10 protein-coding genes are annotated in these 16,668 nt (G+C 55.7%); 8 read left to right on the top strand and 2 right to left on the bottom strand.

The window, feature by feature from the left end; translation table 11 throughout:
* Nucleotides 1–302 precede the first annotated feature (302 nt).
* The gene (locus tag KXU80_RS24625) at nucleotides 303–5,024 is read left to right on the top strand and encodes a X2-like carbohydrate binding domain-containing protein (protein WP_219835739.1); all 4,722 of its coding nucleotides are present in this window, start codon (nucleotides 303–305) and stop codon (nucleotides 5,022–5,024) included.
* 266 nt (nucleotides 5,025–5,290) lie between these two features.
* Here KXU80_RS24625 and KXU80_RS24630 read toward each other — a convergent pair whose 3' ends face one another.
* Entirely contained in the window at nucleotides 5,291–6,598 is a 1,308-nt protein-coding gene (locus KXU80_RS24630; protein ID WP_219835740.1) for an acetamidase/formamidase family protein, read from the bottom strand.
* 452 nt (nucleotides 6,599–7,050) lie between these two features.
* Between KXU80_RS24630 and KXU80_RS24635 the strand changes: the two genes are divergently transcribed.
* The 6 genes from KXU80_RS24635 to KXU80_RS24660 all read left to right on the top strand — a co-directional run bounded on the left by KXU80_RS24635 (nucleotide 7,051) and on the right by KXU80_RS24660 (nucleotide 14,298).
* Nucleotides 7,051–8,517 (top strand): PTS mannitol transporter subunit IIBC, encoded by a 1,467-nt coding sequence (locus KXU80_RS24635; RefSeq protein WP_219835741.1) that lies wholly within the window; start codon nucleotides 7,051–7,053, stop codon nucleotides 8,515–8,517.
* An 83-nt stretch (nucleotides 8,518–8,600) separates the two neighbouring features.
* The gene (locus KXU80_RS24640) at nucleotides 8,601–10,700 is read left to right on the top strand and encodes a BglG family transcription antiterminator (protein ID WP_219835742.1); all 2,100 of its coding nucleotides are present in this window, start codon (nucleotides 8,601–8,603) and stop codon (nucleotides 10,698–10,700) included.
* Nucleotides 10,684–11,118, top strand: a complete 435-nt coding sequence (locus KXU80_RS24645; RefSeq protein ID WP_219835743.1) for a PTS mannitol transporter subunit IIA — start codon at nucleotides 10,684–10,686, stop codon at nucleotides 11,116–11,118. The genes KXU80_RS24640 and KXU80_RS24645 overlap by 17 nt, the downstream gene beginning before the upstream one ends.
* Nucleotides 11,115–12,314, top strand: a complete 1,200-nt coding sequence (locus tag KXU80_RS24650) for a mannitol-1-phosphate 5-dehydrogenase (protein ID WP_219835744.1) — start codon at nucleotides 11,115–11,117, stop codon at nucleotides 12,312–12,314. The genes KXU80_RS24645 and KXU80_RS24650 overlap by 4 nt, the downstream gene beginning before the upstream one ends.
* A complete protein-coding gene (gene ptsP / locus KXU80_RS24655; protein WP_219835745.1) occupies nucleotides 12,311–14,041 on the top strand; it encodes a phosphoenolpyruvate--protein phosphotransferase in 1,731 nt (576 codons plus the stop codon). Before KXU80_RS24650 ends, ptsP begins: the two co-directional genes overlap by 4 nt.
* Nucleotides 14,038–14,298, top strand: a complete 261-nt coding sequence (locus KXU80_RS24660) for an HPr family phosphocarrier protein (protein WP_219835746.1) — start codon at nucleotides 14,038–14,040, stop codon at nucleotides 14,296–14,298. Before ptsP ends, KXU80_RS24660 begins: the two co-directional genes overlap by 4 nt.
* Before the next feature lie 103 nt (nucleotides 14,299–14,401).
* Here the strand turns inward: KXU80_RS24660 and KXU80_RS24665 are convergent, their stop codons facing one another.
* Complete coding sequence (locus tag KXU80_RS24665; RefSeq protein WP_219835747.1) at nucleotides 14,402–15,619, bottom strand: MFS transporter; 1,218 nt, start codon at nucleotides 15,617–15,619, stop codon at nucleotides 14,402–14,404.
* Between the two features lie 131 nt (nucleotides 15,620–15,750).
* On the opposite strand from KXU80_RS24665, the gene KXU80_RS24670 reads away from it, so the two are divergent.
* Nucleotides 15,751–16,614: a LysR family transcriptional regulator gene (locus tag KXU80_RS24670; protein WP_219835748.1), complete on the top strand. Its 864-nt coding sequence runs from the start codon at nucleotides 15,751–15,753 to the stop codon at nucleotides 16,612–16,614.
* Nucleotides 16,615–16,668 lie beyond the last annotated feature (54 nt).

Here is a 16,668-nt window from a genome sequence, read left to right on the forward strand (position 1 = left end):
CGGACGGAAGTGTACCTATCTCCGGCCTAAACCGTTCTTATATAATCGGTCGTGTGGAAAGCGCTATCATACAATTCGCGCCGATAGTCATCTGCTGCTGGAAGCTTGGCAGCGATTTTTTTATCGCGTCAATAAAAGCGCTTTCAGGAATGGATCGTTGTTTAAGGTTGTCGTCGTTCATGCAGGGTGTCAATACGGAAGAAAGGGGGAATGGCAGCGTCCGCTCGCCGTACATAACCGCGGATGAATGCCGTCGGTGCAGCAAGAGGCTATTTTCTAAATGACAAAGGGGACTGAAGGAAATGAAAAACAAATCGCAGCGCCGAAGAAAAATCTGGCTGGGCCTTCTCTTAGCCGTTATCGCAATGGCGCAGATCGGCTATGTACCTCCGCACACTAACGTAGCGGAAGCGGCCGACAACGGATTGGCGTTGAAGCCATATATGGGCTGGAGCAGCTACAGCATGCAGGTATATGACGGTCCGTCGGGAAAGTGGGTTTCCGAGGCCAAGATCAAGCAAATGTCCGATGCGATGCACGAGAAGCTGCAGTCGCACGGTTATAACTATATTAATATCGATGCCGGCTGGAACGGCGACAATGACGAATACGGGCGTCCGATTCCGAGCACGACGAACTATCCGGGCGGATTCGAGAATCTCACCAAATATATCCATGCCAATGGGCAGAAAGTCGGGATTTACATGATCCCGGGTATCTCGCCTGGCGTCATTGATTCGCCGACGCGGATTCCGGTATACGGCACGACGGACTGTTTTGTTAACGATATTGCCGTAACGCCGCACAAGACGGCGGATTATTGGAACATCGGCTATAAAATCGATTTCAGCAATCCGTGCGCGCAGAAATACGTCGATTCCGTAGCGGACCAGCTCGTTGCGTGGGGCGTGGACTTCGTCAAGTTCGACAGCGTTACGCCGGGCTCCGGCCATAACGACACGTCGATTGACGCGCGGGACGACGTCAAAGCGTGGTCCGAAGCGCTTAGCAAACGTCATATTTGGTTCGAGCTTTCTTGGGCGCTGGATCATAACTACGTCGATTTCTGGAAGAAATACGCGAACGGCTGGCGGGTAGACTGGGATGTTGAATCCTACGACCGTGAAGTCGGTATGACGCAATGGGCCAACATTGCCCGCTTGTTCCCGGATGCCGCGCTATGGTGGCGGGATGCAGGCCCGGGCGGCTGGAACGATTTTGACTCACTGAATGTCGGCAACGGCATGACCTCCGGATTGACGAAGGATGAGCGGCAAACAGCTACGACGTTATGGGCGTCCTCTTCCGCGCAGCTGTATACCGGCGACGACCTCAGCAATCTGGATGATTACGGCCTTGAATTATTGACGAACGACGAAGTCATCGCCGTCAATCAGGCGGGCCATCCGGCGCATCCGGTATCCATGTCTACCAATCAGCAGGTATGGTATGCCAATAACGGCGACGGCACATATACGGTCGCCTTGTACAATCTCGGCAATAAGGCAGCCACTGTGAATGCGAACTGGAAGGATATCGGCATCAGCGGCTCTGCTTCCGTCCGCGATCTGTGGTCGCACAAGGATTTGGGCGATTTTGCAACGGGCTTCGGTCCGGTTACGCTCGAACCGCATGCTTCGCGATTGCTTAAGGTAACGGCGCAAGCCGGAACGTCGCTCGTCAACGATGACGACACGGGCATGCGTTATACAGGCGCATGGACCCGCAATGGCGGCAAAGAGCTGGCAGGCGATGCTGAGGATCTGTCCATCGCGGTGACGGATTCGACTGTCGCTCCGACTCCGAACGTTACGCAAAGTGCGGATAACGGCGACAACTCGCAGCCATCCGGTTCGGATCCTGGCATCGCAGCCGTCTCGCATACGGTCTTGATCAACGATAATGATGCAGCGATTACCTACGCCAACAAGTGGGGCTACAGCAGCGGCAGGAATGGTCGGTCCGACTACATGGACGACGTCCATTACGGCGAGTCCAATAACGGAACGGAGCCAGAATTCACGTATAACTTCAACGGCACTGGCATTGAGCTGTGGTCCGAGGAGGGCGATGACAACGGCAAGCTGGACGTATATATCGACAATAATTTTGTGAAAACCGTCGATAGCCAAGGCCCAGATCGGGTCGGCCAATACTCCGTCTTCAGTAAGACCGACCTGGCACCGGGCGCTCATACGATTCACGTCGTGCGCAACAGCGGCGGTCAAAATTACTTTATCCTCGATGCGCTGAAGGTCACGACGGACTCGCTCCTTGACCAGCCTTCCGCGTCCAGCTTCAGCAAGGACGTGCCGGCGGATATTAAGGTTACTCTGCCGTATGGAGCAAGCTCACTGACGGGCATCAAGAACGGAGCAGCTTCGCTTGCGGCAAATACCGATTATTCGATTAGCGGCAGCGACGTGACGATCAAGCAAAGCTACCTCATGCAGCAGCCTTCCGGTCAATCGACCGTGCTGAATTTCGGCTTTGCCGGCGGCGATACGCAGTCGATATCGATTGCGGTTACAGGTACCTCGCTTAGCACGTTATCCGCGACCTTCGATCTGAAAACATCGGCTCAAGCCGACGTCACGACAACGCTGACGCTTGGCGGCGGGAACAGTCTGACCGCGATCAAGAACGGGTCGGCAGCATTGACGGCGAATACGGATTACACGATCGCGAACGGTCTCGTCACGATCAAAAAATCGTATTTGCAGCAGCAGCCGGTCGGCATGACGAACCTGACCTTCGAATTCAGCGTAAGCAGTCCGCAGACGCTGGCCATCAACGTCATCAATTCATCTTCGCCGGGACGCTATGCGATGATTAACGACGACAACCCGGATATTAAATTTACGGGCTCTTGGAACCGCAGCACCGGTCGTCCGTTTGACGATTACAACAAAGACGTACATTATCTCGAAACGAACGGCGGCTTCTTCACCTATACGTTCAACGGCACGGGCATTTCGTACATTACCGAGGTTGATAAAGGCCAAGGCGATGTGGATATTTACATCGATGGCGCTTTCGACAAAACGGTCAGCACGTATGAAGCCAATGCGAGCAACAAGCCGCAGCAGGCCGTCTATAAAGTCTCGGATTTGACGCCTGGCATTCATACGCTGAAGGCGGTCAAGAAGTCCGGCCAGTTCATGCTGCTGGATGCACTGAAAGTGCGTTTGACCGATCTGATCGATGTATCCGCAGCTGATTTCGACAAGAACGCTTCCGCGCAAGCCGACGTGAGCGTGAATGTGCTTGGCAGCATCGGCAGCCTCAAGGAAATTTCGAACGGTGCTTACACGCTCGTTAACGGCACCGATTATAGTATTGCAGGCAATGCAGTCACGATTAATAAGGCGTACCTGGCGGCTCAGCCGGTCGGTACGACGAAGCTGACGTTCGCATTCAATGGAGACAACGCCAATGATGTGCACGCGACAGCTGCAAACGACGATTACTTCCAATATCAGTTCAAGGGCACGGGAGTCGAGCTGTTATCGCCGACCGGACCGGAGCAAGGCGATATGGATATCTATATAGACGGCGAACTGAAGGAAACGGTGAGCGCGAATTCCGCAACCCGGAACGCGATGATCAGCTTGTTCAGCATCTCGTCGCTGACAGACGGCGCGCACACGCTTAAAGTCGTCAAGAAATCAGGCCCGCTCATGCTGGTCGATGCGCTCAAATTCAATGTGTCCGCGAATACAGGTTCTCCCGGTCCGGTCATTATCGGGGGCGGCGGCGGATACACAGATCCAGGCGCAATCAACATCGTGCATACGAAGCAGCCTGACGGTACGATGAAGGACGAGGTGAAATTAACAAGCGACAGCGTGAAAGCGTTGATCGACAAATCCAAAGCCGCAGGTGACAAATCGGTCATCGTCTCGGTTCCGGATTCGAAGGACGAAGTATCCTACACTAGTGTCTCGCTGCCGAAAGAAACGCTTGGCCTGCTCGCGGAGAGCGGACTCGACGTGAAGCTGCAGGCGAATGGCGTAACGGTTCAAATTCCGAACGCGTCGCTGAAGGACTTCAAAGAAGATGCTTACTTTAACCTCGTTCCCGTGAAGGCAGCGGATAAGGGCAAGGAGCTCGAGAAACGCGCGAACGGCGCTAAGGTCGTGCTCGCTGCGGCCGGCGGCGACCAAGTGACGCTGATTGGTCATCCAGTTGAAATCGAGACGAATTTACAAAATCGCGAGGTCACGCTTGTCCTTCCGATCGAGGACGCAGCCATTAGCGAAGCAGATCTGGAGCGGCTTGGTGTGTACATTGAACACAGCGACGGCACCACCGAGTTCAAGAAAGGCACGCTGACGACGATTAACGGCGTACGCAGCATCCAATTTACGACGAACAAATTCAGCACGTTTGCGCTGATGAAGATCGCAGGCGATTCAGCTGTCTTCGCACACGCACCTTACGTGAAGGGCTACGACGGCGGTTTGTTCAAGCCGAACGGCAGCATCACCCGTGCCGAGATGGCGACGATTCTGTCCCGTGTCTCCACGCGCTCCGAGACGGAAAGCAGCCACGTCTATAAAGACGTCAAGTCGGGCTACTGGGCTTCCGATGCCATTGCCAAAGTTACCCGTATGGGCTTGATGCACGGCTATACGGACGGCAGCTTCAAGCCGGAGCAGCCGGTAACTCGTGCTGAGATGGCTGCGCTCGCGGCGAGCTTCGCTCCGAAAGACCAGCTTGCAGGAGCAGGTTATTCCGATACGGTCGGCCACTGGGCCGAAGCGGCCATCAAGACCGCCCAAAGCGCAGGCTATTTGAAAGGCTATGCGGACGGTACGTTCCATCCGGGCAGCACGCTCACGCGCGCCGAAGCGGTAACGGTCATGAACCGCGTGCTGGGCAGAGGCCCGCTCTACGGTCTCGAGCATTCCCCATGGAAGGACGTGGCGGACAATCATTGGGCGGCAGCGGATATCGAGGAAGCTTCGGTCAGCCATAAGTACGAACCGAAGGCTGCCGGAGGCGAGCAAGTGCTGCAATAGGCGCTTGTAACAAACCGATTTGAGCCGGTTGCGGCCTCGCGCATCGCGACGCTGCAATCGTGAGCAGCATCAACAATAGGACCGACCCGGATGGCAGCAGCCTCCCGGGTCGGTCTTTTTGCCGTTGCCGGACCGCCGTTCGCTAAGCGAACGCGGCGCGCGCGAACGGGCCCTGCAGCACGAAAAGGAGGTTAGCCGGACAGAACCGGCTAACCTCCGCTTCATTTCATTAGCTTCTTCAAAATAGCGCCGTGTCCCTCGCCAATTCAGGCCTCCTCGCCGTAATGCGCTTGAACGATGTTAAGCAGCTTGGCTTTCTTGAGATAATGCTTCGGCGCTTGGAAGGTGACGGTGACGACGCCCGGATGGCGGGCGATCTCGATCGAGCCGGAAATCGTGGCGCGGTTCATGATTTCGGGCACCGTCACGTCGAACAGCTTCGCGGCGCGTGCGAGCCCGTTATCCGTCGCCGTGTTTAAGTTCGCGCCGGATCCGACAACGGACAGCGGCAGCGTCGTTTCGATTTCAGGCAAGCCCCATTCCGCCGCAAGCGCCTTAGCCGTGCGCTTCTCCGCCGCGGAGAGCGGTTTGGCCGTGTATGGCAGATCATCCACGTTCGGCAGCAGAATCGGCCCTTCAAGCTGCGCATTCTTCAGTACCTGCACCTGCAGGTGAACGATCGCGGATACGTCAGCCGTATGGCCCGCGATTTCGCCGTCGCCCTGCATCGCATGGACGTCACCCAAGTAGACGCCGCCGCCGGGCACTTTGACCGGGCAAATTATCGTTGCGCCCGCGCGAACGCGGCTGTTATCCAGATGACCGTCCGTACGGTGCTCGTCGAGCTCCTCTTGGGTGACGGCATACGCATGCGGCGCTCCGATCAGGAACGAGCCGAAATCGCCGGCATTATGCGAATCGGGAATAGCTTTGGAAGGCGTCGTGCCCAGTTGGCCGATAAACGGCCGCATGCGAGCGACGACGCCGACCAGGTCGTGCGGCGCGAACGTCACGATCGGATTTTGGACCGAGCTGTCCGGGATTTGCATGTAGTGATGCCCGTCGCGCGCGATGCGTTCCGCGGCTTCCTTCGGCACGGTGACACCGACTTGGCTATCGCCGTCGAACGTCATCGTATAGGCGTTCGTAAAGTGAAACGGCGTCATGTCGGCGCCGCATTGCGCGCAGCGGACCGCTTCTTGGCCGATGCCTTCCAGTACCGTAGCGGGGTTCAACGTCCCGCAAGACGCGCATTTGCCGGCTACGAACGGATCACCGAGGAAACGGCCTTCGACAGGCTTGTCATTTCCCGAAGCAGTCGCGATTGAGGTGACTTGGATCGATTTGATTTTGATGACGATCGCATCGCCCACTTCCGCGCCTTCCACGAATATCGGCGTCGTAACCTCGTGTCCGCCTTTAAGTCCGGGTGTAATCATCGGCCCCCAGCAGCCTGGCGCGGTATTGGCGACGATATATCCGCCGTCTCTCACGGGACCGAGCATCGGTTTGGCAGGATCCAATACGCCATCTGTGAAGGTATTGACGAATAAAGTGTCTACGGCTTTCTTCATTTGCTTCACATCTCCTCTATCTATTAAAAGATTGGTTTAGCTTATTCATATTGTATGGCTGGCAAAAGACGATAAGAAGAAAAGGATGCGCTTTCATAGTTCATCCGTGAGGTCATTTTAATCGGATCGGCGGCAGAACACAATGCACATTTTTTGGAGACTAAAGGTCACTTCAAACTGCTTCACGGAACGGAATTAACAAGGTGTTTCTTCATAGATAGTATTCCTTAAACCGGGTTGCCTATTCCTCTTCGGTCCGCCTATTAAGCCGAAACACTGCGGAATTCCCGCATAAATGCGCTTGAAATATAGAACAATAAAACCTGTCAACAGCCATCATGACGAAAGCTGTTTTTCCTTTGATTGAACATGAAAGCGCTTCGCCATTATAGTAGAGCCAGAAACAAAAACACTCACAGTCATGTGAACCAAATAAAGGGAGGAAGTTACACATGAGTCAAAGCGTACGCGCTCAAGCTGGATCGGGCTCAGCCGAAGGCGGCACGAAAGTCGCGGTACAACGGTTCGGCCGATTCCTCAGCGGTATGGTCATGCCGAATATCGGCGCATTTATCGCATGGGGTCTTATTACGGCTTTATTCATTCCGACGGGGTGGATTCCTAACGCACATCTGGCTACGCTGGTAGGCCCGATGATTACCTATTTATTGCCCCTCTTGATCGGTTATACGGGCGGCACAATGATTCACGGCACGCGGGGCGGCGTAATCGGCGCCATCGCAACGATGGGCGTTATCGTCGGCACGGACATTCCAATGTTCCTGGGCGCGATGATTATGGGGCCGCTGGCGGCCTGGATTCTTAGAAGCTTCGATCGTTCAATCGAAGGCAGGATCCGCTCTGGCTTTGAAATGCTTGTCAACAACTTCTCGGCCGGTATCATCGGCGGCTTGCTCGCGATCGGCGCATTCGCCGGCGTCGGCCCGGTCGTGGAATGGTTCAGCAAAATCCTTGCAAGCGGCGTGGATTACCTCGTTAATCATCACTTGATTCTGCTTGCGAACATTTTGATCGAACCCGCCAAAATTTTGTTCCTGAACAACGCGATCAACCACGGGGTGCTCAGCCCGATTGCCCTTGAGCAGGCAGCGCAAACCGGTAAATCGCTCCTGTTCATGCTGGAATCGAACCCAGGCCCAGGTCTTGGCGTTCTGCTTGCGTACTGGGCATTCAGCCGCGGCACGACGAAGCAATCGGCTCCCGGAGCAATTATCATTCACTTCTTGGGTGGGATTCATGAAATCTACTTCCCGTACATCCTGATGAACCCGCGTCTTCTGCTTGCGGTTATCGGCGGCGGCATGACAGGTACGCTGACCTTCTCGGCCCTGGGAGCCGGCTTGGTATCCGCACCTTCGCCAGGCAGTATTTTCGCCTTCATCACCTTTGCGCCGAAAGGCGGATTGATGCCGGTTCTTGCCGGCGTTCTGACGGCGACAATCGTATCGTTCGTTATCGCGGCGCTGCTGCTGAAAACATCCCGTAAAGCAGCGAATGGCGATCTGGATGCAGCAACGGAGAAAATGCAAGCAATGAAAGCTCAATCCAAAGGCCAAGCCGCTGCGGCTTCTGCGGTTGTAGATGTTCCAGCCGCGAACGCGGTTGTGAAAGCGAACGCCGACGTGAACAAAATCGTCTTTGCCTGCGACGCCGGCATGGGCTCGAGCGCGATGGGCGCATCGATTATGCGGAAGAAGCTGACGAAAGCCGAGATTCCGGTGAAAGTCACGAATACGGCGATCAGCGACATTCCGTCCGACGCCGACATCGTTATTACTCATAAATCGCTGACCGATCGCGCAAAATTAAAAGCGCCGGGCGCGGAACATATCTCTATCGACGACTTCCTTAAAGCAGCCGAGTATGACGTCCTCGTCAAGCGGCTCGGAAGCGATTAATAAGAATCCATTGGCTGTGGCGCAGCGCTGACGATTGATACGTCGGCGTTTCGTCTATTTCTCGGAAGGGAGCGATAGCGGTCTTGATCGTCTCCAATCGACAACGACGTTTGCTGGAAGTGCTGCTCAAGAAGCAGGAAGAAGTGACTGCGGGCGAGCTTGCGGAAGAGCTCCAAATCAGTGCGCGCACGGTCCACCGGGAAATTCAGGAGCTGGAAAACGTGCTGGCCGGCAGCGGCTTGCAGCTGATCCGCAAGTCGGGCATCGGCATCACGCTGCAAGGCAGCGATGCGGATATCGCCGGGTTCAAGGAGAGGCTCGGCACCTCGGTCAGCGACACGTTCGCCTCTGAAGAACGCAAGGTGCTGATCTTATGCCAGCTGCTGGAGGAAGAAGAGCCCGTGAAACTGTATGCGCTCGCGCATGCGTACCATGCGGCCATCCCGACTGTGACCCGTGATCTGGATGAGCTCGAGCCCCTGCTGCGCAGGCTGGAGCTTGAGCTAATCCGGCGCAGAGGCTACGGCGTGGAGATTGCCGGTAAAGAAGCGGCGAAGCGCAGTCTGATCGCGCTGCTGGCACAGAAATACCTCGACGATTCCGAGCTGTTCGGCTCGTTGCCCGACGCGGTGCCGCCGAATCCGGTCATCCGAGAATTGCACCGCATGACAGGGAAGTCGGAGTTTCTAGTCATCGAGCAGCAGCTGTGGAAGCTGGAGGAGAGCTGGCCCCGGCGGCTGTCGGAGATGGCGTATACGCGTCTATTGATCCGTCTCTCCGTCGCGATCGCTCGCATGAGGGAGAAGCATGAAATCGAAGAAAGCACGATGCCGGACATGGCAGATGCAGTGAATTCGGGGCATCAGAAGCTTGACCGGTTCCTCGAAGGCTTCGATTTAGCATGGCCGGCGGCAGAGAAGGCTTATATCGGCCAGCTGCTTGACGATGCGGCAGCAGCGGCGGAAGCGGATTCCGCATCGGTGCTCGATCGATACGGGCTGACCGTAGCGGAAGCGGCCGTTGGCTTGATTCGAACCGTAGGCAAGAAGCTGGACGTGCCTTTCGACAAGGACCGCTCGCTGCTGGATGGCTTGGTGAAGCATCTCGGCCCTGCGCTTGAGCATATCCGGGCAAGCGAGACGATTCGCAATCCGCTGCTGCAGCAGATCAAGAAGGATTACGCGCCGCTGTTCGCCGCTGTCCGATCGGGAGTGGAAGAAGCGCTTCAGGGGATCAGCGTGCCGGATGAGGAGATCGGCTATCTGGTCATGCATTTCGGCGCTTCGATCGAACGGTGGAAGATGTTCCCGCGCAGCCTTCGGGCGCTGCTGGTCTGCACGAGCGGCATCGGCTCCTCCAAGCTGCTGGCTGTTCGGATCAGCAAGGAGATTCCGCAGATCGAGCTGATCGGGCACTATTCCTGGTACGAGGCGGCGCGCATTCCGCCGGACCGGTACGATTTCATCGTGTCGACGGTCGATCTGCCGATGGAGCAGGACCGTTACGTCAAGCTCAGTCCGCTGCTGACCCGCGAGGAATTGGAGAAGCTGCGCGGTTATATTTGGAAGCTGACGACAGATCCGATTTCGACATCGCCGGCAGCGGCCGATACGAGAAAGGATGAGGAGGGTGCGCTGGACCGGCTGAAGCGGGTTAACGCCTACACGTCCGAAATCGTTGGGGTGCTGGATCAGTTTGACGTGCATGTGCTGGAGACGGGCGCGCACGGAATGGAGCTGCGCGGCGTGCTGTCGGCGGCAGTCGCAATTGTCGCGCCGGCGGGCTGCGTTAAGCAGCCGGAGGCCATCGTGCAGCAGCTGATCGACCGGGAAAACAGCGGCACGCAGCTCATTGCCGACACGCATCTCGCGTTGTTCCATACGCGAAGCGAGTGGGTGTCGAAGCCGGTCTTATCGCTGTTCCGATTGACCGTCCCGCTGCAGCTCGGGGCGGACGACACGGGCATTGTTCGTCAGTTTCTGCTGATGCTGGCGCCGCATGATCTCAGCCGGCCGGGACTAGAAGTGCTGAGCGAGATCAGCGCCATGCTGCTGCTGCCCGAAATGGTGCGTTTGCTGGAAGAAGACGGCGTGGACGCGATTAAAGCGTTCATGTCGCAGGAGCTGGAAGATTATATGAGACAAAATGGGAATGGGGAGAATCCGTATGAGTATCTTATCTAAAGACAAAGTGAAATTAAACGTAACGCTTAGCGACAAATTCGAGGCGATCCGCATGGCTGGCCAGCTGCTCGTCGATGCGGGTCATGTTCCATCCGAGTACGTGGATAAAATGATCGAGCGCGAGGGCGTATCGTCTACCTACGTTGGAGGCGGACTTGCGATGCCGCACGGCACGAATGATTCCAAGCCGCTCATCCGCTCGACGGGCATGTCCGTGCTCGTCGTCCCGGAAGGCGTCGACTTCGGCGAAGAGAAAGCTTACCTCGTAATTGGTCTAGCGGCAGTCGGCGAGGAGCATCTGGAGGTGCTGTCGAGCGTCGCGGTGCTGGTATCGGACGAGGACGACATGCAGCGCATTCTGAAGTCGTCGGCGGAGGAAGAGCTGATCGCGATTTTCGAAGAGGGGATGGGCGAATGAAGGCGGTCCATTTCGGCGCGGGGAACATTGGGCTCGGCTTCATCGGGCTGCTGCTCTCCCGTTCCGGCTACGAGATACAATTCGTCGATGTCAATGAAGAGCGGGTATCGCTGATGAACGAGCGCGGCGCCTATAAAGTAACGCTGGCGAACGACGCATCGGAAACGACTGAGGTCCGGGGTGTCGCGGCCATTAACGGCAAAGACAAAGCGGCTGTTGCCAAGGCCGTCTCCGAGGCGGATCTGGTTACGACGGCTGTCGGACTGACGATTCTGCCTTATATCGCTGAAGATATCGCGAAGGGCATAGCGCTGCGCCTGCAGGCATCCGCGGATTCCGCCAAAGCGAAGCCGCTTGCCGTCATTGCCTGCGAGAACGCGATCGGAGGCAGCGACGAGCTGAAGAAGCATGTTGCCCGCTTCTTATCCGAAGAGACGCAGTCGCTTGCGGCAGGCGTCATCGCGTTCCCGAACGCGGCCGTCGATCGGATCGTGCCGCTTCAACAGCATGAGGATAAATTGCAGGTGACGGTGGAGCCGTTCTATGAATGGGTCGTCGACCGTTCCGCCCTGCCGGCAGGCTGCCCGTTCATCGAAGGCGTTCATTACGTCGATCAGCTCGGGCCTTACATCGAGCGGAAGCTGTTTACGGTGAATACCGGCCACTGCGTCGCGGCGTATTACGGCTTTCTCAAGGGCTATGCTACCATTCAGGAAGCGATGCAAGACGAGGAGATCGTCGCCCGGGTGCGCGGCGTGCTTGGCGAGACAGGCGCCGTATTGGTCACGCGATACGGCTTCGATGAGACAGAGCATCGCAGCTATATCGAGAAGATTATCGGGCGCTTCCTCAATCCGTTTCTGACAGATGAAGTCGTACGCGTCGGCCGCTCGCCGATCCGCAAGCTGGCGCCGAACGACAGGCTCGTGCGTCCCGCTATGATGGCTTTCGAGCTTGGCATGGATACGGCCAACTTATCGGGCGCGATGGCCGCGGCTTTGCGTTTCGACCATGAAGGCGATCCCGAGGCAGTCGAATTACAGCAAGCAATCCGGGAATCGGGGCCAAGCTGGGCGCTGACGAAGTATACGGGATTGTCGGCCGACCACCCCGTTCATATGGCGGCGCTGTCTGCATACGAATCGCTGGCAGACCTGCCTAAGGCGGATGGCCGGCAAGGAGGGACATCGAAATGACAAAGCAATTGCAAGGCATTGCGGCTTCGCCGGGGATCGCCATTGCCCGCGCATTCGTGCTGAACGCGGAAGCCTACGTGCCGGAACGCGTCACCATTGCGAAGCCGGAGCTTGAGGTTGAAAGGTTTCGCGGCGCGCTGAAGCAGGCGCAGGCAGAAATCGAGCAGATTCGGGACACCGCTGAAGCCAAGCTCGGCGCGGAGAAGGCCGCGATTTTCGAAGGCCACCTGCTCATTCTGGAGGATCCGGATCTGATTGAATCGGTCGAGGCCCAAATAACGGATGAAGCTGTCAATGCCGAATATGCGCTTCACGGGGTAGCGAATACGTTCGTCGAAGCCTTGCAGCAGCTGGATGACGAGACGCTGCGGGCCCGGGCGGCGGATGTCCGCGATGTCAGCGGACGCGTCATTAACGCGCTGCGCGGCGTGCAGGGCGGCGATCTGTCGCAGCTCGCCGAGGCATGCGTCATCGTCGCGACGGATCTGACGCCGTCCGATACAGCCCAGCTGAACTTGGACGTCGTCCGCGGCTTCGTGACGGAAATCGGCAGCCGAACCTCTCATTCGGCGATCATGGCTCGTTCGCTGGACGTGCCTGCGATCGTAGGAGCAGGAACAGGCGTGCGCAGCATTCCTGCAGGCACGATGGTGGTCATGGATGCGATCGAGGGCGTGCTGCTGATCGATCCGAGTCCGGAAGAGCTGGCCGCTTACGAAGCGAAGAAGCAGGCGTACGACAAGCGCCGCGCGGAGCTTCGGCAGTGGGCGAAGCGGCCGTCGGTATCGGCTGACGGGCACCGCGTGGAGATCGCGGCGAACATCGGCAAGCTGGAAGACGTGCAGAAGGCGCTCGACAACGGCGCTGAAGCGGTCGGCCTATTCCGCACGGAGTTTCTGTACATGGGCCGTAGCGAGCTTCCGACCGAAGAAGAGCAGTTCCAGAGCTATAAATATGTACTCGAGAAAATGGCCGGCAGGCCGGTTGTCATCCGCACCCTGGACATCGGCGGAGACAAGGAGCTTCCATATATGAATCTGCCGAAGGAGAGTAATCCTTTCCTCGGCCAACGGGCGATTCGCCTCTGCCTGGAGCAGCAGGATGTGTTCCGCACCCAGCTTCGCGCGCTGCTGCGGGCAAGCCGGTACGGTAATTTGAAGATTATGTTCCCGATGATTGCCGTATTGGAGGAGTTGACGGAAGCGAAGTCGATTCTTGCCGAAGAGCGGGCAAAGCTTGCAGCAGCCGGCGTGGAGATGGCGGATACCATCGAAGTCGGCATGATGATCGAAATTCCCTCAGCCGCCGTGTCGGCGGATTTGTTCGCGAAGGAAGCGGACTTCTTCAGCATCGGCACGAACGATCTGATTCAATATACCATGGCGGCGGACCGCATGAACGAGACAGTGTCCTATCTGTACCAGCCGTATCATCCGTCCATTCTGCGCTTGATTCGCCTCGTCATCGATGCGGCCCGCGCGGAGGGCAAATGGGTCGGAGTTTGCGGCGAAATGGCAGGCGATCTGACTGCTGTTCCGCTGCTGCTCGGCCTCGGCTTACATGAATTCAGCATGAGCGCAGGCTCCATACTTCCAGCGCGCGAGCGAATCGGCGCCTTGTCGCACGGCGAGTGGCAGTCGCTGTCCAAGCAGGCGCTGGCGCTGCGCGGCCATAAGGAAGTACAGAACTTCGTTCAAGACCAATTAGAAAGGAGCGTTACCCGATGATCACGCAATCATTCACGGTAGCCAACCCGGCGGGCTTCCATGTCCGTCCGATTAAAACCTTCGTTCAGGCAGCAAGCCAATTCCCATGCAAGGTGAGCGTGCTGGCCAAGGGCAAGAAAGTAAACGGCAAGAGCTCCCTCAGCATGCTGACCCTCGGCATTGCCGCCCAGGATGAAGTGACGCTGGAAATCGACGGCGAGCAGGAAGAGCAAGCGATGCAGGCGCTGGGCGCGCTGCTCGTTCAGATTCACGAATAAACAAAGGATGACGTGGTACCTTAGCCCGGCAGCGATGCCGGGCTTTTTGGTTTGCTGTTATGGCGGTTCCTTTGTTTGAGGGCAAGGCCTTATCAGTTTTCATTTATGCCTGTTTCAATTTGATTCCTACAAAAAGAGCTCCAGCAATTGCAGCAATTAGCAGTACGATTGTAAACAAAGTCGTGCCAAGCGCCAAGCCGGTGAAATCGATGAGGTACCCAGTTCCTACCGGAAGTAAAGCCGCTGGAATGTACCCTCCCATGTTAAGGACCGCGTTTGCCTCCGCTCGTCGTTCTTCAGGAACATGCAAGCTGATGAGCGTAAGGCCTCCTAATTGTCCGAGTCCCTGTCCTGCGCCTGCCAGAACAGCTGCAACGATCAGCAGAATTGCAATTGAATAATTTACGGCAACCGCCGTGCCGATCATAGCTAAGAAGATCGCAAGGATGCCAAGCAGGAGGATCGTTCGAATCGAACGTTTTTTGGCTGCAAATTGTACGCCGGTTGCCGTTATAAACATGATAAAGGTCATCACGCCGGCAACAAGCGGGCTTGTGATATGAAAAAGATTTGAAAGCAGCGACGGACCAAGAGACAGAACAAAGGAAGTCGAGGTTATGCCCGGCGCGAATGCGACAATTCCCAACGCCAAATGGATGCGATTATCGACGGGGACGCCCGGAAACCGCAGTCTCCAGCCCATTTGAGCGGAACGACGCTTCTGCGGAAGCGTGCGAATAACAAGGAAGACGGAAGCCAAAACAATCAATTCAACGATAAAAATCGGCAAAACAGGCTGCTCAAGTGCTTGAGCCAGTATGCCAGCGAATAATGGGCCAATTCCGGCTCCGAGCACCATGGCAACGGAGGCTGCCAGTGAGGATAATGGTTTGTTTGACGTCCCGCCCGCATCGACAACCGCAGCCATTCCCGCGGAGACAATAACGCCGACGGCAATGCCCGACAAGAAACGCGCAAGGACCAACATGATAACGGAAGCAGCCGAAGCAAATAAGATGCAAGCGATCACAGCGGCGATTAGTCCTGGATATAACACAGGTTTACGTCCGTAGTGATCCGATAACTGACCGGCAACCAATAGGGTTCCCAGCAGACCTATAATGTAAGCTGCAAAGATAACAGTAAGCATGCCATTACTAAAGCCCATATTTGCTTGCCAATGGACGTAGAGCGGTGTAGGGGAATTGGATAAAATAAATACCGCGGTAATCATCCACGCGGTCGTCCAAATCCGACGTATGGAAGAAGAAGCGGCGGGTTTGGCATATGCTAACGGAATTTTGTCGACATGATTGCTCATGATATATTCCCTCTCTTTCAACATTATTTTAGAATCTGTTTTATGCTTGCCTTTTATGATAAGTTAATTTACCCTATAACTGAAATACATATTCGGAATAAGAGGAATAACCAAATGGTTATGATAACAGTATGAGATTAAACATGAACAATTTAAATGTCTTCATGATGGTTTCTGAGAAAATGAATATCACCGAAGCTGCGAAGGCGTTATTTATTTCCCAGCCGGCAGTAAGCAAGGCCGTTAAAAGTCTGGAAGAGTCTCTTCATGTTAAGCTGTTCCTGCGGGACAAACATCAAGGGCTCATTCTAACCGACGTGGGCAAAGAAATTCTCATTTTGGCTAGACAGATGAAATCTATCGAAAATAAAATTCATCAAGCTGCCTCCCGTGAAAGCCAAATGCTGACCGGGAAAGTAAGGATCGGCTCCTTTCCGGCCGCCTCGACCGTATTGCTGCCTAAGACGATCGCGAAGTTCCGAGTCCAGTATCCGCATGTAACCATAGAGCTCATTGAGGGAGTATCCAGCCAGATTAAGGAGTGGGTAAGGGATCGGACGATCGAGATCGGCCTGGTGTCGTCCCCCTTTGAGGATTTTGAATATGAAAGTCTGCTATCCGACCATATGGTTGTCATTCTTCCCGAGCATCATGCATTGAGAGATGAAGAGACCATTCATTTCAGGGAATATCATCATGAGTTCATTTATTGCACAGGCGGGCATGAAGCTGCTATCTCCAATGTGCTTCAAACGTACAACCTCTCTCTTCAAGCGAATCTTACGGTGCAAAGTACCGAAACGTTAATCCACATGGTGAATAATAATCTTGGCATTGGTCTTGTTTCTGAATTCTCGCTTTCTTCAGTCGACCACCATCTTATTGTGAAAAATATTGAACCCCAGATGACTCGCAATATTGGGGTTATCGCTCTTTCTTTCGAGGAGATATCGATGGCATCTACGGCATTTATCCGGTTTTTGAGGGAACAATAATAGCTCCGAGCGAATAACGAAACCAATAAAAAAGACAGAGTCCGCGGTGTACGC

The sequence above is a fragment of the Paenibacillus sp. R14(2021) genome, assembly GCF_019431355.1.
In the GTDB taxonomy this organism is placed as follows: domain Bacteria; phylum Bacillota; class Bacilli; order Paenibacillales; family Paenibacillaceae; genus Paenibacillus_Z.